The following is a 20544-nucleotide window of genomic DNA, read 5'->3' as shown; positions in this document are numbered from 1 at the left end:
GTCCCGGGGCCTCCGCAGGGGGTGTGCGGAGCACCCCCGAAAACTGTGTAGACTTGGCGACGTTGCTGACCGCACCATGGTGCAGACGGCGCGCCGCCTTAGCTCAGATGGCCAGAGCAACGCACTCGTAATGCGTAGGTCTCGGGTTCGAATCCCGAAGGCGGCTCTGTAGAAGCCCCAGGACTCACTCGCCGTGACCTGGGGCTTTTGCTTTTAACAGACGCGGCGCCGACGCCGGGCGCGGGCCGTCTTGCTGTCCAGGGTCTCAGTTCTGGTCTCAGTAGTGGGTTCCGGCTCGGGCATGAAGACGTCGCCGATGCGGCGCATCGCGTCCTTCGGGAGGCTCGACCGACCCTTCACGTAGCGGCGCGTTTGGCTGATCTGCGTGTGCCGGAGGATCTCCATAATCGTCGGCATGTCCACCCCGAGTTCGTTCAGGATCGTGCCCGCGGTGTGGCGGCTCCCGTCGTAGAGGCGCCGGTCACTGATACCCGCCTCTTCGAGTAGCTCCTTGAACTCCTCCCAGTCCGCCCGGGGGTCGAGCGGCCGGCCGTCCGGGCGGGTGAACACCGCGTCGTGCTCCTGCCACAACTCGGCCGCAGCGCGACGGGCTTCGTCCTGTTGAGCCTTGTGCTCAAGCAGGTAAGGGATGAACGGCGGTGGGATCGGCACCTCGTTCCGGCTCTTCTTGGTCTTGGGGCGAGTGAAGGCGAGACCTCCGCTCTTACGCTCCGGGCACGCGCTCGCGTGCCGCGTGCAGTCTTTTGCGCAGGGCTGCGGGCACCCCCGCGTGTAGTTCCGGTGCGTCGTGCAATTCGGCGGGCACGGCTCGAACCGGTGCAGGCGCCGACCGCACTTCTTCGGGTCCTCGCATCCATGCCGCCATGTGAGGCGCTGGAGCTGCCACTGAGGGTGGAACAGCTCCGCGTCGAGGTCGACGTACTTCCAGCGCAGGCCCAGGGTTTCGCCTTGTCGGAATCCCATGCCGACGCCGACCACCCATCGCATGAACCTGGGGCGCTTCGCTGCGGCCAGAAGGAACGCTTTCGCTTCGTTCATCGTGAACGGATTCGCCTCGGTCTCGTCGACCGTTGGCGGGTCCACGAGGGTGGCGACGTTCTCCACGATCATTCGGCGCCGGTGGGCAATCTTCAGGGCGCGCGACAGGATGCGGTGCACCTTCAGTACGTGCGAGGGGGCGTGGCCGGCGTCGAGCATCGCCCGGTACATCCGTTCCAGGTGTTCCGGCTGCAACTTGTCGATCCGGTGCTTCCCGACGCCCGGGATGATGTCGTTGCGCGTCTTCGACCAGTAGTCATCCAACGATCGCGGCTTGAGTTTCAGGCTCGCGATATCGGTGAGGTAGGTCCCCATCCGGGGGGCAACGGTCGGCTTGCGGCCCGCCTTAGCGGCGCGTCCCTCGTCACGCTGCCGCTCCAACTCCTTAACCTTGCGCTGAATTTCGGGCTCGGTCTTGGCACGGCGGTGGCGGCGGTCGGGGCCGCCGTCGTTCTTCACGCCCATCGGGCGCCCCGAGCGGAGTGCTCGGGGCGCCTCGGGGCGGTGTCTGGTCAGTTGGGCAGCAGGGCGAGGCTCTCCACATACGCCTCAAGGTCGGTGCGTCGAATCCGGCGGATACGGCCCAACTTGATGTACTTCAGGGCGCCTTCGGCCATCAGCTCGTAGACGGTGGACCGGCCGATGGCGAGTGCTTCGGCCGCTTCCTCGGGCTTGTACAGGAGTCGGTCGACCGGGGTGGCAATCGCGGTGCTCATCCGGGGTGCCTCCAGGGCAGTTCGGCAATGCCAAGGGGACTTGTGCGCGGGTCCTGGACCGGTGTGTGTCCGAAGCTCGGATTTCTGCGTCACCGCGTCACCTGCGTCATTTAGAGCTCTGACCTGTGGCTTTCGGTGACGCGACGGATCGGGCCTGCGTCACCAGTGCGTCACCATCTGCGTCACCGGGTGACGCAGCGTCTTCCTACTTAGGACAAAGAAGGGGCTGCCTGTAGTACTTGGGCGCGCCTCACAGAGCGAAGAAGGAGCCGCTGCGCGGCGCGTCCTCGGGCGGCGTTCCGCCGAACAGCAAGAGGAGCACGCCTGGCCGGTGGTGCTCCTCTTGCTTGTCCAGGCGCGTGGGGTCACGGGGTCAGAACGCCCGCGATTGCTCGTGCGGGGCCGGGGGGAGCGTGCGGGTCATTTCGAGATAGCGGCCCGCCTTGGTGCGGCCCGAGTCGATAAGGACGCCTCGGGCGGCCAGCGTCGGCTGGAGGCGCTTGAGGCGGTCAGAGAGGAGCGCCGTGAGCCGTGAGCCGTGAGCCGAGGGGGAACGCTCGCGAGGGAGCGCCCCGCAACGCGTGGCTGCGGGGCGCCGATCCACTTTCACAACGGGCCCTAGTGGGGTTTAGTCGACCGACTGCCCGTCGTACATACCGCCTCTGCAGGTCGGGAGCACGGGCGTCGACCGATCGATCGTTCCGCCGTTGTCCGTGCACTCACCCGGGGTGACGCTGGCCGGGGTGACGCTGCCGGCGGTGGCGGTGGCGGTGGCGGCGCCTGTGAGGCCGAGTCCGGCGAGGGCTGCCGTGGCGAAGACTGCGGCGAGGATTCGTCGAATGCGCATTTGGTTCGCCTTTCACAGATTGCCTCTGTTGGGACACTACTCAGCCAATTGTTCATCCATGTGGGTGACACGTCATGTTGGGCCGTTCGGTTGACATTGCTGTCGGGTGCGGGGTCGGTGACGCGACCCGTCAGAGCGGATGGAAGCCCGTGCCACATCCGTGCCAGAAAGAGCGGATCCCAGCGGTCAAGAGCAGTCAAGCGCGACGTCTCGCGATTAATCACCAGAGGCCGTTTGCGCTGGTCAGCGTCAACCCCCTCCGTGACGGCCCGGTGATTCCCAAGTTCAGGGCCCTTCGTTGGCGCGGCGGACAGATCCCGGGTACTGCTCCCCCTCGTCGCCGATCAGCTTCGCGGACAGTTCGGCTGCGAGGTCAGCCAAGCCGACCAGGTCCACACCAGGTGCTCGGGCCCCGGACAGAATCACTCGTCCCTCGCTCCAATGAAGCCCGACCGCGACGCTGTCCAGGCTGCCCCATGTGAACACCGGTTGCCGGCCTACGCTGTGCAGGTCGAGGTGGCCTTCTTGCCGAAGTGCCGCGCTGTTGTGTGCAAACTCAAGCCAGTCGCGCAGCGAGATGGGGCGTTCCTCGCTGTCCAACCAGTCCGAGGCGCGCGTCATGTGCAGTTCGTATCCCATACCCGTGATCATTCACCGCAGGTCTGACACGTCTCCTGCCCTGTCGACGAGGCCTCTGACATCCACGCCTGACATCAACGGCACCGGACAGCGGCGTAAATCAGCATCCCTGTCCGGACGTCGTGCCAGTCACCGATAGCAGCGGGAGCAGGATCGGATCGAACTCCTAAAGCGGGTGTCGCGGGTTCGAATCCTGCCGGGGGCACTGATCACGGCGAGGAGACTTGGAAAGCGTGCACGCGATCGACTTCCACTCCAAGGAACAGCGCCACCCGAGTTGCGCCAGGACCAAGGACTTGCGGTCTCAGTGGTGGTCTCAATCGCCGCTCAATCCGAGGCGGTCCACTGACATCCATCGGAGTCATGCAGGCCTCCTGACCAGTCCTGCGAGTCACCCGGCAGATGCCAGTGGATGCCCCCGCAACGCGATCCGACAACTCGTAATGCGTAGGTCTCGGGTTCGAATCCCGAAGGCGGCTCTGTGGAAGCCCCAGGACTCACTCGCCGTGACCTGGGGCTTTTGCTTGTTCTGGTGTAGTGGCCTGCCCTCCGCGGGATGAAGGTCGCGGAGGGCCTTTTGCATAGCACCGCCCGGCGCCTCGCCGCAGGGTGGAGCGGGGCGCCGTTGCGTGTGGTGGCCCGGCCGCAGCCGACCTGAGGAAGATTCTTCGTTCAACTCGTCACACTCCCTTGCCGGGATCCGTCAGTTCATCGAAGGCAGAGAGTCAGAGCTGACGGAGGGAAAGACATGACTATCCAGGCGCGTATACAGAACCCGGCCCAGCTGCTTCCCGGGGTTACGCAGCCCGTGCTGGCGCTGCTCAAGGCCACCCGTGAGGGCGGTGTGCCCGAGAGCACGCTCGAACTGGTGCACCTGCGGGCCAGTCAGGTCAACGGGTGCAGTTACTGCGTCGACGCCGGTGTGCGCAGTGCGCGTAAGGGCGGGGAGAGCGACGACCGGCTGTTCGCCGTCGCTGCGTGGCGTGAGGCTCCGTACTTCACCGACGCCGAGCGGGCCGCGCTGGCCCTTGCCGAGTCGGCGACCCGGCTCGCCGACTCTCCGGACCCGGTGCCGGACGCCGTCTGGGACGAGGCTGCCCGTCACTACGACGAGCGCGGGCTCGCGGCGCTGACGCTCATGATCGGCGTCACCAATCTCTTCAACCGGTTCAACGTGACCACGCGGCAGCCGGCGGGCGCCAGTTGGTAGAGCGGGCTGCCGCGCTCCGCATCGGCGCGCTTCGTCATCACGTGGTTCCTGGCTCTATTGGATGAGTTCGGCTACATGACTTCGGATACGTGACTTCAAGTACGTGAGGTCAGGGTTCGGTACGCGAGTTCTGACCATTGCACGGCACGGCACGGCACGGCACGGCACGGCACGGCACGGCACGGCACGGCCCGGTTCCGTCCGCTCGCCTCGGTTTGAGGTGGGTGGGCGGGACCGGGCCGCGTCGTATTCTGCGGCGACCGTACAGTGCGCGCCGCGCGCCGCAGGCTCTCGGTGGGGGAATCGCGGCGTCGTTGAAACATCCCGTCCGCCTCACCGCATCTAAAAGGTGTGGGGCGATGAGGGGGAGGGCGCCTGATGAGGCGGTCCAAGGAGAGCGCGTTTCGGGAGTTCGCGGAGGCTCGGACAGGACACCTGTTCCGTTCGGCATGCCTGTTGACCAGTGGCGACACGCATTTCGCCGAGGATCTGGTGCAGGAGACGCTGGGGCGGATGTACGTGGTGTGGGGGCGGTCGTCACGGGTCGGAAACCCGGCGGCGTACGCCCAGACCGTGCTCATACGCGCCTTTCTCGCGCACCAGCGGCGGCTTTCCGCGCAGGAGCGGCCCAGCGGCGAGCTTCCGGAGACCTCGGACATTGCGCCCGGCGACGCCTCGCTGCGGATCACTCTTCTCGACGCGCTGCGGCAGCTGCCGCCGAAGGACCGGGCGGTGATCGTGCTGCGGTACTGGGAGGACCGGTCCGTGATGGAGACCGCGGAGATTCTGAACGTCAGCTCGGCGGCGGTGCGTACGCGGAGCACACGGGCGCTGGCCCGGCTGAGGGAGCAACTGGGCGGCAGCGTGGCCGAGTTCGCCGCGTAATGAGCTTGACCCGATTCGGTGTGAGGAGTGGGTGGTTCGGTATGTCAGGAACAGATGAAGACCGTGACCAGGAAGCCTTCGTGGGTGGCCTGGGGGAGGCCCTGCGGATAACCGGTGAGGCGTTCGACGCCGCAGGTGGGCCGCTGGTCGACGGCGGCATGGCGCGCGGCCGACGCAGGCTGCGGCGCCGCCGGGCCGCGACGGTCACAGGAAGCTTCGCCGCGCTCGCCGCTGTCGGATTCGGCGCGTCATACGCAGCCGGAGCCTTCGGGGCCGAGGCCGGGCACGGCAGCCCGGTGGCCGCGCAGCCCGAACCGGCGAGCACGACGCAGGGGAAGACGAGCACGCCGGGTGAGGGGCCGCAGTTCTCCGCCGGCCATCTGATCAAGACCCTCGAAGGGCTGCTGCCCGACGGCAAGTTCAGCAGCGAGTCGGGCCGCGGCACGGAGGACGGGCTCGGGCGGCCGCTCGCCTCGGTTGTCTTCGACGACGGCAAGGGCAAGGCGGCGATCGGCCTGAGTCTGGGCCGGGTCGACCCGGAGGGTACGGGGGTCGCGGAGCAGCTCGCCTGTCCCGAGAAGGTCTACACGCCATACGACTCCTGCTCGAGCAAGACGCTGGCCGACGGCTCCCGACTGCTGCTCCTGCAGGGCTACGAGTACCCGGACAAGCGCGCGGACACCAAGTGGTGGCACGCGTACGTGGTGACGCCGGAGGGGTACACCGTCGACGCCAGTGAATGGAACGCACCGGCGGAGAAGGGCGAACCCGTCTCCCGGGACGAACCGCCGCTCAGCCCGGCACAGTTGAAGGCGCTGGTGACCTCCAAGGAGTGGCGTCCGATACTGCGGGCCCTGCCGAAACCACAGGACGAGCCCGTGCAGCAGCCGGTCCCGCAGGCTGCCGACGGCGACACCATCCTCAAGAACCTCACCTCGCTGCTGCCGAAGAGTGCCAAGGTGACGACCCGCCAGGGCGACGACGGCTTCGCGTACGTCGTGGTGAACGACGGCAAGGGGGCGAGCCTCGTCCAGATCAATGTGCAGCCGAACATGTCGGATGTGGAGGATGAGCTCTCCGGCTCCGGCGCGCAGACCCTGCCCGACGGCACGAAGGTCGTCACCCATCAGGGGCCCGGCGAGAAGGGGGGCCAGGGCGTGGTGATGTGGACCGTGGACACGATCCGCAAGGACGGATTCCGTGTGGTGATATCGGCGTTCAACTCGGGCGCGCAGAACGCCGCGGCCACAAGGACCACGCCCGCGCTGACCATGACACAGCTCAAGGCGATAGCCACGAGTGGGAAGTGGCGGGGGTAGGGCGTCGGGGACACTCTTTGGCTCGGGGGCTCGGGGGCTCGGGGGCTCGGGGGCTCGGGGGCTCGGGGGCTCGCTCGGGTCCGGTGCCCGTCGACCGGTGAGCAGTACGTGCTGACCAGAGATCGGCGATCGTGACCGGTGTCCGGTGATCAGCGGTCGTCGGCTGTGGGTTCTGGTGGGGTGTGCGTGGCTCTACCGACGGACGTCACTTCGCGTCGGCGTAGCACGTCACCACTGCGGTGGTGAAAGGGAAGTGGACCGGGGTGTCGCCGAACGTGAGCTGGCCGGCCAGCTCTGCGGCCTCGCGGATCGCTGCGGTCACTGCTTCCGCTTCCTCTTCCGGGCAGTGCACGATCACCTCGTCGTGCTGGAAGAAGACCAGTTCCGCCGCCATCCCGGTGCAGGACTGACGCAGGGCGGCGAGCATCAGGTCGGCCCAGTCGGCGGCGCTGCCCTGGACGACGAAGTTGCGGGCGAAGCGGCCGCGGGCACGGGAGCTCGAGGAGGCGTAGCCGGGGGTGAACTCGGACTCGCCCGAGGTTTGTTCGGGCATCGGGTCGTCCTGAGGGATGCCTGCTTCCTCCTGGTCGCCGGCGTCGGCGACCGGTGGGCAGGTGCGGCCGAGCCAGGTCCGCACGAGGCGGCCCTCCTCGCCCGCGCGGGCCGCGTCGTCGACGTAGGCGACGGCTTGCGGGAAGCGGCGGCGGAGGGCGGCGAGGTTCTTCAGGCCGTCACCTGACGTCTGGCCGTACACCGCGCCGAGCACCGCCAGCTTTGCCTTGGCGCGGTCGCCGGAGAAGGCCCGGTCGGAGACGGACTGGTAGAGGTCGGTCTCCCGCCCGGCGACCTCCATCAGGCCGGGGTCGCGGGAGATGGCGGCGAGGACGCGGGGTTCCATCTGGTCCGCGTCGGCGACGACGAGCCGCCAGCCCGGGTCGGCGACGACGGCACGGCGGATGACCTTGGGGATCTGGAGTGCGCCGCCGCCATTGGTGACCCAGCGGCCCGTGACGGTGCCGCCGGGCAGGTACTCGGGGCGGAAACGGCCGTCGCGGACCCAGTCCTGGAGCCAGGACCAGCCGTGTGCGGTGTAGATCCGGTACAGCTTCTTGTACTCGATCAGGGGCCGCACCGCCGGATGGTCGATCGACTCGATCTCCCAGCGGCGCGTGGACGTGATCTTCACGCCGGCCTGGGTGAACGCCCTCACCACGTCGGCGGGCAGATCGGGGCGCACGCGGCGGCCGAAGGCCTCGGACACCTCGTCGGCCAGTTCGGCGAGGCGGCGCGGTTCGCCACCACCCGCGTAGCGCTCGCCGAGCAGTTCGTGCAGTACGGAGCGGTGCACGTCGGCGCTCCAGGGGAGGCCCGCCGCGTTCATCTCGGCCGCTACGAGCATGGCGGCGGACTCGGTGGCGGTGAGCAGCCGCATCCGGCCCGGGTGGGCGGTGGCGTCATGGCGGCGCTGCTGATCGGCGTACACCTCTATGAGGTCTGCGAGGGGGACATGAACGGGTTGTGGTTCGAAGAGGGAGGACTGGGAGCCGGGGGTCGCGGCGCGTTGCGGGGGGTCCGGGGGGACGGCCGTCCCGCGGATTCTGGCCAGGGCGGCGGCCGCGGAGCGGGGCTCCCCGAAGCGGCCGGCGTGACCGAGGAGAAGAGTCTCGGCGTCCTCGATGTCGTAGCAGCGCGGCACGCGGACGCCCGCGGCGAGCAGACGGGGGTAGACAGCCGCTGTCGATCGCCAGATCCAGCGCGTGACGTCAGGACGCGAGCGGACCGCTTCCGCGAGGCTGGGTTCCTGGCGGACCGGGCCGGCGGGTGTGCCGTCGGCACCGAGCGGCGCGAGCTGGGCTCCGCCGTCCTCGGTGGCCGCGATGGCCCACTTCTCGGTCATGTCGGCGAGTCTTGCACCCGGCACTGACAGCGCCGGTCGCGTCGGGATCCTGCCCCGGCGGAGGTCCGGGCCTGGGTGTGGGTGTGGGTCCGGGCCTGGGTGTGGCTCAGGTGTCGCCGCCCTCGTCGATCAGGCGGCGGACCTCCCGGTCGATCAGGCCGAGACGGGCCTCCGCGACCAGAGGGACGGCTCTGCGTTGCCGTCGGGCCTCGTGGAGTTCGATGTCGATTGTCACCAGGGCCGGTTCCCACTGGGGGGCCTGGGCCACGACCGTCCCGCGTGGGTCGACCACTCGGGAGCCTCCCCAGAAGGAGGCGCCGTGTTCGTTGCCGACGCGGTTCACGAAGATGACCCAGCACTGGAGCATCTTCGCGGTGTAGGCGAGGAGCGTGTCCCAGTACAGGCCCGTGTCCATGGCCTCCGGGTCGAGTGTCGCCGCGCTGTTCGCGGGGACGATGACGACCTCCGCGCCGTCCTGCACGGCGAGCCACGGCAGGACCGGCTGCCAGGCGTCGTTGCAGACGAGGGTCGCGGCGCGGCCGTGTCCGTGCGGCAGGTCGTAGGCGCGCAGATGCTGGCCGGGGCTGACGTGCTTGCGTTCTTCCCAGGCCAGATAGTTCGGAAGGTACAACTTGCGGTGGGAGTGGAGGAGTTGGCCATTCGTGTAATAGGCGGAGGTGTTGTAGGCGCGCAGGCTGGTGTGTTCGTGCAGGCCGATCACGACGTCCGCGCCGAGCGTCGAGAGGGCGGTCAGTCGCGGGTCCGTCACGGGGAGGGAGGCGTCCTGGTGAAGGGCGCCGAGGTGATAGCCGTGCAGGCTCAGTTCGGGGAACACCACGAGGTCGGCGCCCTGGGCCGCCGCCTGCTCGGTCTGCTCCCGGGCGACGGCCAGATTCGTGTCCACGTCGCCGAGCACACAGTCGGTCTGCGCAAGCGCCACTCTCATTCCTCGAGCGTCGCAGCGTCCGGCGGAGTCGGCATCCGCAGAGGCGCGCGGCGGCCCGGTCGGCGGAGGCGGAGTCCCCGTGGGCGGATGGGGCGGCTGGGGCGGGTGCGGCGGCCTGTCCCTGGGCAGCCTGGAGGCCTCACGTCATCAGAGGCATCAGGGGCATCAGGGCCATGCGTGTCGCCGGGACCATGAGTGTCACTGAGGTCACCAGGACCACCGGGACCGCTAGGGCGGCCAGGACCACCGGGACCGTTAGAGCGGCCAGGACCACCGGGATCGCTAGAGCGGCCAGGACCACCGGGACCGTTAGAGCCGCCAGGACGACCAGGGCCGCCAGGACGCCCAGGGCTGTCGGGATCGCCAGGGCTACCTGGACCACCGGGATCGCCAGTCGCGTTACCCCACCAGAAGAACCAGCTTGCCCCGCACGTGGCCCGACTCGCTCAGGGTCTGCGCCTTGGCCGCGTCGCGGAGGGGGAACGTGTCGGCGATCGAGATGTGGAGCTTGCCGTTCGCGGCGAGTGCGGCCTGGTGGGTGAGGCCCTCGCGGGCCTTGGCGCGGTCGCTGCCGCCGGACGCGAAGGGCACGTTGTATGTGGCCGCGTCGGGGTCGGCGATGGTGATGACCCGGTCCGGCGTGCCGTCGCGCAGTTCGACCGAGGCCGCCAGTGCGCCCTTGCCCGCCGCGTCGAACACCGCGTCCACCCCCTGTGGGGCCACCGCGCGCACCCGCTCCACGAGCCCGTCCCCGTATGCGACGGGGACGGCGCCGATGGAGCGCAGGTACGCGTGGTTGGCGGGGGAGGCCGTGCCGATCACCGTCGCGCCGAGCGCCACGGCCAGCTGTACGCCCATGGAGCCGACCGCGCCCGCGGCGCCGTGGATCAGCAGCGTCTCGCCGCTGCGTACGCCGAGCAGGTCGAGTACGCGCTGGGCCGTCTCGCCGGCGATGGGGAGGGTCGCCGCCTCGGCGGGTGTGAGCCCGGTGGGCCTCGGGGCGACGGCGGAGGCCTGGGCCAGGGCGTAGGCCGCGTAGGCGCCGGTCTCGGTCCAGCCGAGGACTTCGTCGCCGACGGAGAGGCCGGTGACGCCCTCGCCGACCTCGTCGACGGTCCCGGCGAACTCGCTGCCGGGTACGGCAGGCAGGGCGGTCGGGAAGACCTGTTCCATCCAACCGTTCCTGATCTTGTACTCGATGGGATTGACCCCGACGGCAGCGACCTTCACCCGGACCTGGCCGGGGCCCGCGTGCGGCTCCGCGACGTCGTCCTTGAAGCGCAGTACCTCGGGTCCGCCGAACTCCTCGAAAACGATGGCTTCCATGCCGGTGTCCGCCTCTCACTGCTTCGTCGAACCAGGCGGGGGCTGGTCCTGCGGGTGTTCCCTGGAGACCCTGGCGATCTCGTACGTTCTCCGCCGCTCGCCAGAGTTACGTTCTCCGGAGTCGATCGTCGCCGGAGGCGGGCCGCCCCGCCCGTCCAAGGGCTTGGCCGCCTGTCCGAAAGACCGCCTGTCCGTACGGAATCTGCGGCTACTCCGCCGGCGGCGACTCGGTTGCCCGCAACCCGCAGTCCCACCCACGCCCTTCCACCCTCGCCCCCTCACCCCGTCCTTCCACTCTGCCCCCTCACCCACGCTCTTCCACCCTCGCCCCTCACCCACGCCTCCTCACGCACCCGCACCTTCCGGCGCCCCTCACCCACCCGCACCATTCCGGCGGCCCCATCCCGCGCCCAGTACCCCCGCCCCCACAGCGACCACCGCGCACACGCCCACGGCTGAACCGACCACACCCCACGGCACCACGACGCCAGCCTGAAGTCCTGCCCCCGCCCCGGCCCCCGCACCGGACTCCGGTGTGAGGAGGCCGAGTGCGGCCGCGAGTCCGCCCAGGTTGAGCGCGGTGACGGCCAGTCCGAGGGCCGTGCCGGCCGCGACCGCGACCAGTGCCTCGCCGGCGAGCATCAACCTGACCTGCGCCCGGATGGCCCCCGCCCGGCGCAGGGCGCGCAGTTCCCCGTCCCGAACGGACGCGGACATCAACTGTGTTCCGGCGAGTGAGATCGCCGTATAGGTCAGGGCGATGCCCAGGAGCAGCAACATGCCGTGCCGAGTCTGGGGTTTGACCCTGGGGTGGGTGGCGTCGAGCCAGGCGGCTGCGGTGCGTACGCGCACGTCGTGCCCGGACGTGGCCGCTCGCAGCGCGTCCGTCACCGCCGCGGGTGAGGCGCCCGGTGTCAGGCGTACGTCGATCCGGTCGACCGGCGCCGCGCCGGCGTTGGCCATGGTGACGTACGCGCCGTTGTCGCCGGTGCCGCGCGCCAGGACGGCGGCGACCCGGAGCGTGGTGCGGCGGCCATCACCGAGCCAGACGGACAGGCGGTCGCCGACGCGATGGTGTTCCCACTCTTCGTTGACGACGATGGAGCGGTCGTCGAGGTGGCGTATGTCGCCGGAGACGACGGGGAGCCGACTGGTCGCGGCAAGGGCCGCGGGGTCGGTCACGGCTCGCGCCTCGGAGCGGAGGAGGGCGGTGCCCTCCTCCCGTACGAAGACCGCGGTGGAGGCGGACGGGGACACGGCCGCCACACCCGGCACCGGCCGCCGCGTGAGGGCCAACGCATCGCCTGTGGTGATGAGTTGGGAGTTCATCTGTTCGTTCGCCTCCTGTGCCTTCGCCGCGCTCACCGACTCCGCCGAGCCCATCAGGGATCCCGCGAGCGCCACTGTCACCAGTACGGGTGCGGCGACCGCGGCGGTGCGGCGGACGGAGGTGGCGGCGTTCTCGCGGACGAGGAGACCGACGGCTCCCGGCAGCCGGATCAGCCGCAGCACCGGGCGGACGAGGAGCGGGGCGAGTGCGGCCGCCGCCGTGATGAGGATCATCGGCTGGGTGGTGTACGTCTTGCGCTTCAGGAGCGCCGACGGGTCGGTCCAGAGGGTGTGGACCGTCAGGCCGAGGCCCAGGGCGAGGAGTGCCGCGCCGGCGATCCGGCGGCTCCACGGCATGACGTCCGTGTCCACATCGGCGTCCCGCAGCGCTTCCACCGGACGGATGCGTCCGGCCCGCCGGGACGCGGCCCATGCCCCCGCGACCGCCACGAACAGGCCGGTCCAGAACGCGAGTTGAAACGGCCAGTAGGTCCAGTAGGTCCATGAGTTCCAAGAGGTCGACTGTGGCGTATGGGCGCCGCTCACTGTGAACCACGAGGGCGCGATGCCGTTGTCGATCAGCGCGCGGGCGAGCAGCGGCGCGCCCCAGGAGCCGAGGGCGCAGCCAGTGGCGCTCGCCGCGACCCCCACCGCCAGGGCCTCGGTGACGAGCTGCCGCCGTACGCGTCCCGGAGTGGCGCCCGCGAGCCGCAGCAGCCCGAACTCCCGCCTGCGCAGGGCGACCACGAACGCGAACGTCGAGGCCGTGACGAAGACGGCGACGAACGCGGAGACTCCGCCGGCCGTGCCCAGCATCGCCCGCACCGCGACCACCGCCTGGGCGTCGCGCTCCGCGCCCGGGTCGGCCAGGCGCCGTGCCGCGCCGGTCAGGACCTGCGCCCGGTCGCCGACCACCTCGCGTACGGCGGCGGCCGATGCGTCGACGCCCACCGCGTCCGGCGCGAGATGATCACGGTGGACGGTGCCCAGCGCTGCGAGCTCGCGCAGCAATTCTTTGTCCACAGGCTGTGGATAGGGAATCTTCTTCGAAGCGTGGGCTCGGTGCGGGCCGCGGTCGACCTCAACGGTCAGGGTGTCGTGTGGCATGACCACGACGGGTTGTGCGGCGAACCGCTGAGGCTCGCCCGCAGGCGGATCGGCGGCCGCCGCGAGCCCCAGCCCCATGCTCGCGACCAGGGCCACCCCGAGCGCGACGGCGACGAACGCTCCCGCGAAGAGGTGCCGGCGTGTCCGCAGGTTCGCCCAGACGGTGGTGAGTGTGGTCAGCATGCGTCGACCCCCTTGCCGGGTGTGTTGCCGCCGGACAGGGGGCGACCGGCGGCGGCCCTGTCACCCGCGCTCGTACCCGCCCCCGCGCTCGTACCCGCCCCCGCGCTCGTACCCGCACCCTCACCCCCGTCCGCACCCTCACCCCCGCCCGCTGCCGAACCCACGCCCCCGCCCGCTTCCGCACCCCTGGAGCCCCCCGAACCCCGCTCAAGCCCTGTCATCCGCGCCGCGACCGTCTCCGCGTCCGGTGTCAGGAGCTCGTCCACGACCCTCCCGTCGACCAGGAACACCACCCGGTCCGCGCGGGCCGCGGCTACCGGGTCGTGCGTCACCATCACTGTCGTCTGACCCTCCCGGTCGACCAAGTCGCGAAGGAGAGTGAGGACGTGACGGCCGGTCGTCGTGTCGAGGGCGCCCGTCGGCTCGTCACCGAAGAGGACGGCCGGCCGGGTGATCAGGGCGCGGGCCAGGGCCACCCGCTGCTGCTGGCCGCCGGAGAGCTGTGAAGGGCGATGCCCCGCGCGCTCGGCGAGACCCACGCGGCCCAGCGCCTCGCGCACCTGCGCGCGTGAGGGTCGCCGGCCGGCGAGCCGCAGGGGGAGTGCCACGTTCTGCGCGGCAGTGAGCGCCGGCAGCAGGTTGAAGGACTGGAACACGAAGCCGATCCGGTCCCGGCGCAGGAGTGTGAGCGCCCGTTCGCCGAGTCCGGTGAGGTCGGTCCCGGCGACGGTGACGGTGCCCGACGTCGGACGGTCCAGGCCCGCGGCGCACTGGAGCAGCGTCGACTTCCCGGACCCGGAGGGCCCCATCACGGTGGTGAAGGTCCCGGCGATGAAGTCGAGGTCGACCCCGTCGAGGGCGGTGACGCCGCGGTACTCGCGGCGTACGGCACTGAGCCGCACAGCAGGTGTCGTCATGCCTCAACCCAACCGCCGCGGCGCCCCGCGAACACGACCACTGGGGGGCGTCCCGGGGGTATGGCCAGCCCTACCCCCCGTTGCGCCTGAGACCATGGAAGAGACGACACGGCAGGCCACGCGGCAAGCGCACGGCAAGCGGCATGGCAGACCGCACGGCAAGCGGCGGACCGCACAGCAGGCCGCATGGCACGTCGCACGGCGGACCGCACGGCAGATCAGACAGGCAAGGAGGCGGAGCCCCCGCATGACGGAACGTACGACGCGGACCACGGTCGAGCAGGCCTTCGCCGCCGCCCTGTACGGGGAGGGCGCGGAGGCCGGGCTCGACACGGGCGCGTCCCTGCTCGCCGCCGACCCGTCCGCCGACGCCCAACTCGCCCTGCGGGGGCAGGAGTTCGTGCACCGGGCCTGGGAGCGCGGCTGGCAGCCGGCCGACGTCATGCGCATCGTCGTACGCGACCTCGAAGAGGCCCCGCACGGACACATCGCGGCCCGCCTGATCCGAGCCGAGACCGCGCGTTACGAGCACCTGCCCCCGCGCTGGGACGCGCAGCTCGCCGACCTGCCGCAGGACACGAGCGCCGGTGGGGGTCCGCGTCTGGACCGCTTCTCGTACGCCACCGCCGTCCTGGAGCTGTACCGCCTGCTGCTGCGGCTCCCGCCGATCGAGGCTGTGGGGCCCGTGCCGGGCGAGTCAGTGGCGCGGCCCGTCGCGGGGGAGCCGCGTGAACTCGCCCGGATCCGCGCGCTGCTCGCCAAGGCCGAGGCGACCGCCTACCCGCCGGAGGCCGAGGCGCTGGCGGCGAAGGCGCAGGAGCTGATGACCAGGCACAGCGTCGACGCGGCGCTCCTCGCGGCCCGTACGCACGCGAAGGACACGCCCGTCGCGTGCCGGATCGGCGTGGACGCCCCGTACGAGACGGCGAAGGCGGCCCTCCTGGACGCGGTCGCGTCGGCGAACCGCTGCCGCGCGGTGTGGAACAGCGGTTTCGGCTTCTCCACGGTCGTCGGCTTCGAGTCCGACCTGGAAGCGGTGGAGCTGCTCCATACGTCGCTGCTGGTGCAGGGCACGGCGGCGATGACGCGGGCCGAGGCCGAGCAGCGCGCCGGGGGGCGCAAGCGGACCAAGACGTTCAGGCAGGCGTTCCTCGCCGCGTACGCGCACCGGATAGGAGACCGGCTCGCGGCGGTGGCGGAGGAAGTGACCGGCCGGAGCCACGAGGGCGGGCTGCTGCCGGTCCTGGCGGCGCGCGATGTCGCGGTGGCCGGCCGGACCGACGACATGTTCCCGCAGACCGTGACGACCCGGGTCCGGGGCGTCAGCGACGGCGCCGGCTGGGCGGAGGGCGTGGCGGCCGCCGACCGCGCCCGCGTCTCGGACCGCGCCGAGGTGCGTGGCGGCACGTCCCGGTGAAGCGGATGCGCCTGCGTCTTGGACCGCGCCGAGGTACGCGGCGGTACGTCCCGGTGAAGCGGACGCGCCTGCGTCTTGGACCGCGCCGAGGTACGCGGCGGTACGTCCCGGTGAAGCGGACGCGCCCGCATCGCGTAACGCGCCCGCGTCTATGACCGCGCCGAAGTACGCGGCGGCGCACCCAGCGAACCGGGCGCGCCCGCATCGCGGAATGTTCGCCCGCATCGCGGAATGTGCGCCCGCGTCTCGGAGCGTGCCCCGCATCGGGGGACGCGCCTCTGACCGCACCCGCGTCCCCGGCCCCGCCGAGGTGCGCGGCGCCACGCCCCGGTGAACCGAACCACCCCAACCCATATGACCGACTCGCCCGTATCCTGACGGAGTGAGCTGGTTCCGGGCGCTGAAGGACACCACCCGCACGGGCCTGAGTGTCGAGCGGAAACGCCTGGAACCCCTGGTCGCGCTGCGTGGCGCCGCCGGTCTGGCCATCGTGATCGCGGTCAGCCTCACGTTCTTCGGCCCGGCGGTCGCGGCGAGCTCGGCGTTCGGTGCGTTCCAGGCGGCGATCGCCACGTTCCAGCGCAGCTGGCGCCCCCGCCCCGAGCTCGCCGTGGCATCCGGCGCGAGCCTCGGCGTCTCGACGTTCCTCGGCTATCTCACCGGCGGCCGCCTCGTCCTCTTCCTCGCGCTCCTCGTCCTGTGGACGTTCCTGGCGGGCCTGTCCTGGGCGGCGGGCCCGACGATCGGGATCATCGCGTCGTCGAACGTCGCGATGATGCTGGTCACGATCACCCTGCCGACATCGGTCGTGAACGCCGCCGGGCACGCCGCGATGATGGTCTTCGGCGGTCTCGTCCAGGCCGCCCTCGTGATCCTCTTCCCGGTACGCAGATGGGGCGCGCACCGTGACGCCCTGGCCGACGCGCTCGCCGCGGAGGCCGACTACGCGCGCCGGCTGCGCCACGACCCGGTCGCCCCCTTCGACGGCGAACCGCTGATGCTGGCGCGCAACGCCGCCGCGCTCACCCCGCGCCAGGCCCGCACCCGCCCGGCCCAGCTGCGCGGCGCCCGCGGCATCGCCGAGCGCATCCGCCCGGTCCTCGCCTCGCTCGCGGACCCGGCGGTCGGCGTCCCGGACGAGGGGCCCGAGCGCGAGCGCGTCCTGGAACTCCTGGGCGCGGCGGGTTCGATCCTGGACGCGGCGGCGCGGGCGATCCGCCACGGCGCGCCGGTCAAGGTGCCCCCGGCGGCGGTCGCCACGTTCAAGACCCCCGACACGGGGGCGATCCTCTCCGGCCCGGCGAGGCGGGCGGCGGCCCGCCTCGGCTCGCTCCTGACAGACGTACTGGAGACCGCGGGTGCGCGGACGGACACCCAGCACCCCGAGCCCCGCGATGAGAACGCCCAGCTCAGCCGCCCCACCCTGGTCAGGCTGCTCCCCATCGCGGCGGGATCGATGCGCAGGGAGCTGTATCGCGGGTCGCCGATTCTCAGGCACGCCATCCGGGTGTCGGCCGTCGCGGCGGTCGGCTACCTCATCGGCACCGCCCTCCCCTTCGGTCACGGTTACTGGGCACCGATGGCCGCCGTCATGGTCATGCGCCCCGACTTCTCGCAGACGTACTCGCGCGCGGTGGCCCGTTTCGGCGGCACGCTCATCGGGGTCGCTCTCGCCACCGGGCTCGTGCAGCTCGTCCACCCGGGCACCGGGCTCTCCGCGACGCTCGCCGTGACCTGCGCGGGCCTGATGTACCTCGTGATGCGTACGGGCCAGCTCGCCGCGCAGGCCTGCGTCGCCGCGTACGTCGTGTTCCTGCTGGGCATGGGCGGCGAGGCGTGGGGGCAGACGGTCCCCGAGCGCGTCGTGCTCACACTCGTCGGCGGCCTCCTCGCGATGCTGGCGTACGCGGTCTACCCGGCTTGGGAGACGCCCCGGCTGCGCACACGGCTCGCGGACTGGCTGCTCGCCCTCGGCCGGTACGGCGCCGCGGTGATCGGCCGCTACGCGGAGCCCGGCGGCGGGAACCTGCCCGATGTGCGCGAGGCTCTGCTCGCCGCCCGCACGGCCGAACTCGCCTGGCAGGAGGCCGCGTCCAGGGCGCGGACCGAACCGGTGCGCCACCGCGGCCTCTCCCGCGCCGCCGCCGACGACGCCGAGCACGCCCTGCGGCACATCGGCCGGGTCGAGATGCTGATGGAGGCGCACCTCCCCGAACGTGACGCGACCCCGGTCCCGGCGGCAGCCCGCCTCGCGAAGGCGCTGCGCACCGCCACGGAGGACGGCGCGCGTGCGGTGCGCGAACGCCGGGTGCCGCGCTGGCAGGCGGTACGTGACGCTCTCGCGGACTGGGACGGCGAGGACGTACCGGACCGGGTCGTACGCAGGGGTGCGGGCCTGCTCCTGGAGGCTCTGGAGGACCTCTCGGACGCACTCGACACCGACGTACCCCCGATCACCCTGAAACCCGACGGCCTGCCCCCGCCCGACGACCGGCAACCCGACGACCGGAAGCCCGCGGACCGGAAGCCCGCGGAAGGGAAGCCCGCGGACGGGAAGCCCGCGGACGGGAAGCCCGCGGACGGGAAGCCCGCGGACGGGAAGTCCGCGGACGGGAAGCCCTGCGCCCCGCAGCCCGACGCACGGAAACCCGAAGGGCCGCCCGGTCCGGAGGGCCGAGCGGCCCGATAACGGCGAGCAGCGACGAACAAACCGGCATAGCCGCCGGAGCCGCCCGAGCCGCCCGAGCCGCCGGGGTCGGCCGCGTCAGCCCCGCGTCAGGACTTGGGCAGCCCCATCGTCGGGAACCCCGACGGCAGCTTCCCGTTGTCCGTCTTGCGGAACGTGTCGTCCCCGAAGCCTCCCCACGACACCTTCAGGGTCGTGGCGTCGACGGACTTGACCTGCCCGGTGTTCCGGTCGGTGTTCCCGTCGGCGCACTTCAGGGTGAGCATCTGCATGCCCATCTCGTCACCGGCGGTCCCGCTGCACACGTGCTCGCCGACCAGGGCCACCTTCTTGCCGCTGATGAGCAGGGCGACGCTCTTGCCCTGGGACGTGGTGACCCAACTCCCCTGAAGGCTTCCGGACTTCCCGCCGGAACCGGAACCGGACCCACCCGTGTCGGCCCCCGTGGACGCCGACGCCTGCGGCGTCTCCTTGGACTTGCCCCCGTCGCCCCCGTCGCCCCCGTCGCCGCTGTCACTGCTGCATCCGGTGATCACGAGCGCCGCGGCTACTCCCGCCGCGGCGGCACCGATCCGTACGCGCTTGAGCACAAGATCCCCCTACGTTGCGGATGTGACTGCCGGTACGTGGCCCGGCCCGCAGCAAGCTACCAGCCGCCCCTCACGTCACCAGGAAGACTTCCGCACTCCGGGCAGGAGGCAGCCCGAGCGCGCCTGCTCGCGCAGGCTCACCCGGGAGAGGCCGAAGGCGCGCCGGTGTCCGCGAGGCGGGCCGCCGGTGCTGTCGCGGTTGCCTACGCGCGTGGCGCTCGCGTCCCTCGGCTGACGTGCCAACTTCCTTGGCACTGCGGCCCGTTCCGCCGCCGTGGACGACAGTCGGCGGACGATCTCGTTGAGCTCGGCCCGGCGCACGGCGCAGCGGACGACGACCCTCCGGCGCTTCTCGCCCTTTCCGTCTTGCTCTTCCTGGCCATCAGATCCTCACTCCACGGGCACGAATCCCGGCGACGGCGACCTCCGCGCCGATCGCGTCGACGGTCCTGATCGCCCTGGTGCTCAGCCGCAGCCGTACGTGCCGGCCCCCGCTCGGCAGCCGGAAGCGCTTGCGCTGGACGTTGGGGTCGAAACGGCGTGGCGTGCGCCGGCGGGCGTGGGAGATGCGGTTGCCGAAGCCGGGGGCGGCCCCGGTCAGCATGCAGTGCGCGGACATGAAGACGTACCTCTCTCGGTGGCGGTGGCGGTGGCGGTGGCGGTGGCGGTGGCGGTGGCGGTGGCCCGTGACCTGGACCTGAACCCGGACCTGTGGCCCGCAATGCGGAGCTGTGACCCAGATCATGTTGAAAACGGGATTCATTTTCATATACTAGCCACATGGCACGCAACGAACTCCGCCCAGTGATCAAGCTCAGGTCCACCGCGGGTACGGGCTACACCTACGTCACCCGCAAGAACCGCCGTAACGACCCCGACCGCGTGACCCTGCGCAAGTACGACCCGGTCGCAGGCCACCACGTCGACTTCCGAGAGGAGCGCTGAGCCCCGTGCGAAAGGACATCCACCCCTCCTACGGCCCGGTCGTCTTCCGTGACCGTGCCGCGAACCACGCCTTCCTGACCGGCTCGACGGCCACCAGCGACAAGACCGTCGAGTGGGAGGACGGCCACACCTACCCCGTCATCGACGTCGAGATCTCGAACGTGAGCCACCCCTTCTATACGGGCAACGCACGCGTACTCGACACCGCCGGGCGCGTGGAGCGCTTCGAGCGGCGCTTCGGGAAGCGGGGCGGCCGGTGACCCGGCTGCCATCAGTGATCAGCGGCGGCCCGCACGCGCAAGCGCGCCCGGCCGCCGCCGAGGAACAGCTCGCCACGGTCCCGGGCGGCGTCGCGCTCCACCATGGCCTCTCGACTGCCGCACAGGGCACAGCCGTACGGACGCTGCGCGACGCCACCGGGGTCCTCGCCACCAAGGTCCATGCCGCCGGCGAACCGGTCCCGGAGGGCCTGCCCCGCGCGTTCGACCCGCTTCTCCCGCTCCTGGAGGTCTGAGCGCGAGCGGGG

19 protein-coding genes, 1 tRNA gene and 2 pseudogenes are annotated in these 20544 nt (G+C 71.1%); 9 read left to right on the top strand and 13 right to left on the bottom strand.

Features of this window, described 5'->3' with window-relative positions; genetic code table 11:
- Nucleotides 1-92: 92 nt before the first annotated feature.
- Nucleotides 93-166 (top strand) — tRNA-Thr (locus OHO83_RS21855).
- Nucleotides 167-213: 47 nt separating this feature from the next.
- Here OHO83_RS21855 and OHO83_RS21850 read toward each other — a convergent pair.
- The 4 genes from OHO83_RS21850 to OHO83_RS21835 all read right to left on the bottom strand — a co-directional run bounded on the left by OHO83_RS21850 (nt 214) and on the right by OHO83_RS21835 (nt 3261).
- Nucleotides 214-1524 carry a tyrosine-type recombinase/integrase gene (locus tag OHO83_RS21850; RefSeq protein WP_266672872.1) on the bottom strand — a complete coding sequence of 437 codons (1311 nt, stop codon included), beginning with the start codon at nt 1522-1524 and terminating at the stop codon, nt 214-216.
- 47 nt (nt 1525-1571) lie between these two features.
- Complete coding sequence (locus OHO83_RS21845; protein ID WP_266672873.1) at nt 1572-1775, bottom strand: helix-turn-helix domain-containing protein; 204 nt, start codon at nt 1773-1775, stop codon at nt 1572-1574.
- Between the two features lie 628 nt (nt 1776-2403).
- Nucleotides 2404-2622: a hypothetical protein gene (locus OHO83_RS21840; RefSeq protein ID WP_266672874.1), complete on the bottom strand. Its 219-nt coding sequence runs from the start codon at nt 2620-2622 to the stop codon at nt 2404-2406.
- 285 nt (nt 2623-2907) lie between these two features.
- A complete protein-coding gene (locus OHO83_RS21835; protein WP_266672875.1) occupies nt 2908-3261 on the bottom strand; it encodes a hypothetical protein in 354 nt (117 codons plus the stop codon).
- 754 nt (nt 3262-4015) lie between these two features.
- Between OHO83_RS21835 and OHO83_RS21830 the strand changes: the two genes are divergently transcribed.
- The 3 genes from OHO83_RS21830 to OHO83_RS21820 all read left to right on the top strand — a co-directional run bounded on the left by OHO83_RS21830 (nt 4016) and on the right by OHO83_RS21820 (nt 6675).
- Nucleotides 4016-4471, top strand: a complete 456-nt coding sequence (locus OHO83_RS21830) for a carboxymuconolactone decarboxylase family protein (RefSeq protein WP_405603654.1) — start codon at nt 4016-4018, stop codon at nt 4469-4471.
- A gap of 378 nt (nt 4472-4849) precedes the next feature.
- Nucleotides 4850-5356 carry a SigE family RNA polymerase sigma factor gene (locus OHO83_RS21825; RefSeq protein ID WP_266672879.1) on the top strand — a complete coding sequence of 169 codons (507 nt, stop codon included), beginning with the start codon at nt 4850-4852 and terminating at the stop codon, nt 5354-5356.
- Between the two features lie 41 nt (nt 5357-5397).
- The gene (locus tag OHO83_RS21820) at nt 5398-6675 is read left to right on the top strand and encodes a hypothetical protein (protein ID WP_266672881.1); all 1278 of its coding nucleotides are present in this window, start codon (nt 5398-5400) and stop codon (nt 6673-6675) included.
- Between the two features lie 205 nt (nt 6676-6880).
- Here OHO83_RS21820 and OHO83_RS21815 read toward each other — a convergent pair whose 3' ends face one another.
- The 6 genes and pseudogenes from OHO83_RS21815 to OHO83_RS21790 all read right to left on the bottom strand — a co-directional run.
- On the bottom strand, nt 6881-8572 hold the full coding sequence (locus tag OHO83_RS21815; RefSeq protein WP_266672883.1) for a bifunctional 3'-5' exonuclease/DNA polymerase: 1692 nt from the start codon (nt 8570-8572) through the stop codon (nt 6881-6883).
- Nucleotides 8573-8678: 106 nt separating this feature from the next.
- Nucleotides 8679-9518, bottom strand: coding sequence for a nitrilase-related carbon-nitrogen hydrolase (locus tag OHO83_RS21810; RefSeq protein WP_266672885.1), 840 nt, complete (start codon nt 9516-9518; stop codon nt 8679-8681).
- Nucleotides 9519-9657: 139 nt separating this feature from the next.
- Complete coding sequence (locus OHO83_RS21805) at nt 9658-9900, bottom strand: hypothetical protein (protein ID WP_266672887.1); 243 nt, start codon at nt 9898-9900, stop codon at nt 9658-9660.
- A 17-nt stretch (nt 9901-9917) separates the two neighbouring features.
- A complete protein-coding gene (locus tag OHO83_RS21800; RefSeq protein WP_266672889.1) occupies nt 9918-10844 on the bottom strand; it encodes an NADP-dependent oxidoreductase in 927 nt (308 codons plus the stop codon).
- Between the two features lie 372 nt (nt 10845-11216).
- On the bottom strand, nt 11217-13463 hold the full coding sequence (locus tag OHO83_RS21795) for an ABC transporter permease (protein ID WP_266672891.1): 2247 nt from the start codon (nt 13461-13463) through the stop codon (nt 11217-11219).
- A 206-nt stretch (nt 13464-13669) separates the two neighbouring features.
- Nucleotides 13670-14380, bottom strand: a pseudogene (locus tag OHO83_RS21790) (ABC transporter ATP-binding protein); the annotation flags it as partial.
- A 247-nt stretch (nt 14381-14627) separates the two neighbouring features.
- Between OHO83_RS21790 and OHO83_RS21785 the strand changes: the two are divergent.
- Together OHO83_RS21785 and OHO83_RS21780 are read left to right on the top strand one after the other, a co-directional pair.
- The gene (locus OHO83_RS21785) at nt 14628-15797 is read left to right on the top strand and encodes a DUF2786 domain-containing protein (protein WP_266672893.1); all 1170 of its coding nucleotides are present in this window, start codon (nt 14628-14630) and stop codon (nt 15795-15797) included.
- A 382-nt stretch (nt 15798-16179) separates the two neighbouring features.
- Nucleotides 16180-18486: an FUSC family protein gene (locus OHO83_RS21780; RefSeq protein WP_266672895.1), complete on the top strand. Its 2307-nt coding sequence runs from the start codon at nt 16180-16182 to the stop codon at nt 18484-18486.
- Nucleotides 18487-18572: 86 nt separating this feature from the next.
- Here OHO83_RS21780 and OHO83_RS21775 read toward each other — a convergent pair whose 3' ends face one another.
- The 3 genes and pseudogenes from OHO83_RS21775 to rpmB all read right to left on the bottom strand — a co-directional run bounded on the left by OHO83_RS21775 (nt 18573) and on the right by rpmB (nt 19692).
- Entirely contained in the window at nt 18573-19073 is a 501-nt protein-coding gene (locus tag OHO83_RS21775) for a hypothetical protein (protein ID WP_266672897.1), read from the bottom strand.
- Between the two features lie 75 nt (nt 19074-19148).
- Nucleotides 19149-19456: pseudogene (gene rpsN / locus OHO83_RS21770) on the bottom strand (30S ribosomal protein S14).
- The gene (gene rpmB / locus OHO83_RS21765; protein ID WP_266672899.1) at nt 19456-19692 is read right to left on the bottom strand and encodes a 50S ribosomal protein L28; all 237 of its coding nucleotides are present in this window, start codon (nt 19690-19692) and stop codon (nt 19456-19458) included. The pseudogene rpsN and the gene rpmB overlap by 1 nt, the downstream one beginning before the upstream one ends.
- A gap of 161 nt (nt 19693-19853) precedes the next feature.
- Between rpmB and rpmG the strand changes: the two genes are divergently transcribed.
- The 3 genes from rpmG to OHO83_RS21750 are packed head-to-tail and all read left to right on the top strand — an operon-like array spanning nt 19854 to nt 20532.
- The gene (gene rpmG / locus OHO83_RS21760; RefSeq protein ID WP_227296576.1) at nt 19854-20018 is read left to right on the top strand and encodes a 50S ribosomal protein L33; all 165 of its coding nucleotides are present in this window, start codon (nt 19854-19856) and stop codon (nt 20016-20018) included.
- Between the two features lie 5 nt (nt 20019-20023).
- Nucleotides 20024-20278, top strand: a complete 255-nt coding sequence (locus OHO83_RS21755; RefSeq protein ID WP_266672901.1) for a type B 50S ribosomal protein L31 — start codon at nt 20024-20026, stop codon at nt 20276-20278.
- The gene (locus OHO83_RS21750) at nt 20275-20532 is read left to right on the top strand and encodes a hypothetical protein (protein ID WP_266672903.1); all 258 of its coding nucleotides are present in this window, start codon (nt 20275-20277) and stop codon (nt 20530-20532) included. The genes OHO83_RS21755 and OHO83_RS21750 overlap by 4 nt, the downstream gene beginning before the upstream one ends.
- Nucleotides 20533-20544 lie beyond the last annotated feature (12 nt).

Source organism: Streptomyces sp. NBC_00569 (assembly GCF_036345255.1).
Lineage (GTDB): Bacteria > Actinomycetota > Actinomycetes > Streptomycetales > Streptomycetaceae > Streptomyces.
This window is presented reverse-complemented; position numbering and strand designations above follow the sequence as displayed.

What these genes read in the sequence shown, in the direction of transcription:
- OHO83_RS21850 (WP_266672872.1), bottom strand. Translation starts at nt 1,524, where the DNA reads ATGGGCGTGAAGAACGACGGCGGCCCCGACCGCCGCCACCGCCGTGCC.
- OHO83_RS21845 (WP_266672873.1), bottom strand. Translation starts at nt 1,775, where the DNA reads ATGAGCACCGCGATTGCCACCCCGGTCGACCGACTCCTGTACAAGCCC.
- OHO83_RS21840 (WP_266672874.1), bottom strand. Translation starts at nt 2,622, where the DNA reads ATGCGCATTCGACGAATCCTCGCCGCAGTCTTCGCCACGGCAGCCCTC.
- OHO83_RS21835 (WP_266672875.1), bottom strand. Translation starts at nt 3,261, where the DNA reads ATGGGATACGAACTGCACATGACGCGCGCCTCGGACTGGTTGGACAGC.
- OHO83_RS21825 (WP_266672879.1), top strand. Translation starts at nt 4,850, where the DNA reads ATGAGGCGGTCCAAGGAGAGCGCGTTTCGGGAGTTCGCGGAGGCTCGG.
- OHO83_RS21820 (WP_266672881.1), top strand. Translation starts at nt 5,398, where the DNA reads ATGTCAGGAACAGATGAAGACCGTGACCAGGAAGCCTTCGTGGGTGGC.
- OHO83_RS21815 (WP_266672883.1), bottom strand. Translation starts at nt 8,572, where the DNA reads ATGACCGAGAAGTGGGCCATCGCGGCCACCGAGGACGGCGGAGCCCAG.
- OHO83_RS21810 (WP_266672885.1), bottom strand. Translation starts at nt 9,518, where the DNA reads ATGAGAGTGGCGCTTGCGCAGACCGACTGTGTGCTCGGCGACGTGGAC.
- OHO83_RS21800 (WP_266672889.1), bottom strand. Translation starts at nt 10,844, where the DNA reads ATGGAAGCCATCGTTTTCGAGGAGTTCGGCGGACCCGAGGTACTGCGC.
- OHO83_RS21795 (WP_266672891.1), bottom strand. Translation starts at nt 13,463, where the DNA reads ATGCTGACCACACTCACCACCGTCTGGGCGAACCTGCGGACACGCCGG.
- OHO83_RS21785 (WP_266672893.1), top strand. Translation starts at nt 14,628, where the DNA reads ATGACGGAACGTACGACGCGGACCACGGTCGAGCAGGCCTTCGCCGCC.
- rpmB (WP_266672899.1), bottom strand. Translation starts at nt 19,692, where the DNA reads ATGTCCGCGCACTGCATGCTGACCGGGGCCGCCCCCGGCTTCGGCAAC.
- rpmG (WP_227296576.1), top strand. Translation starts at nt 19,854, where the DNA reads ATGGCACGCAACGAACTCCGCCCAGTGATCAAGCTCAGGTCCACCGCG.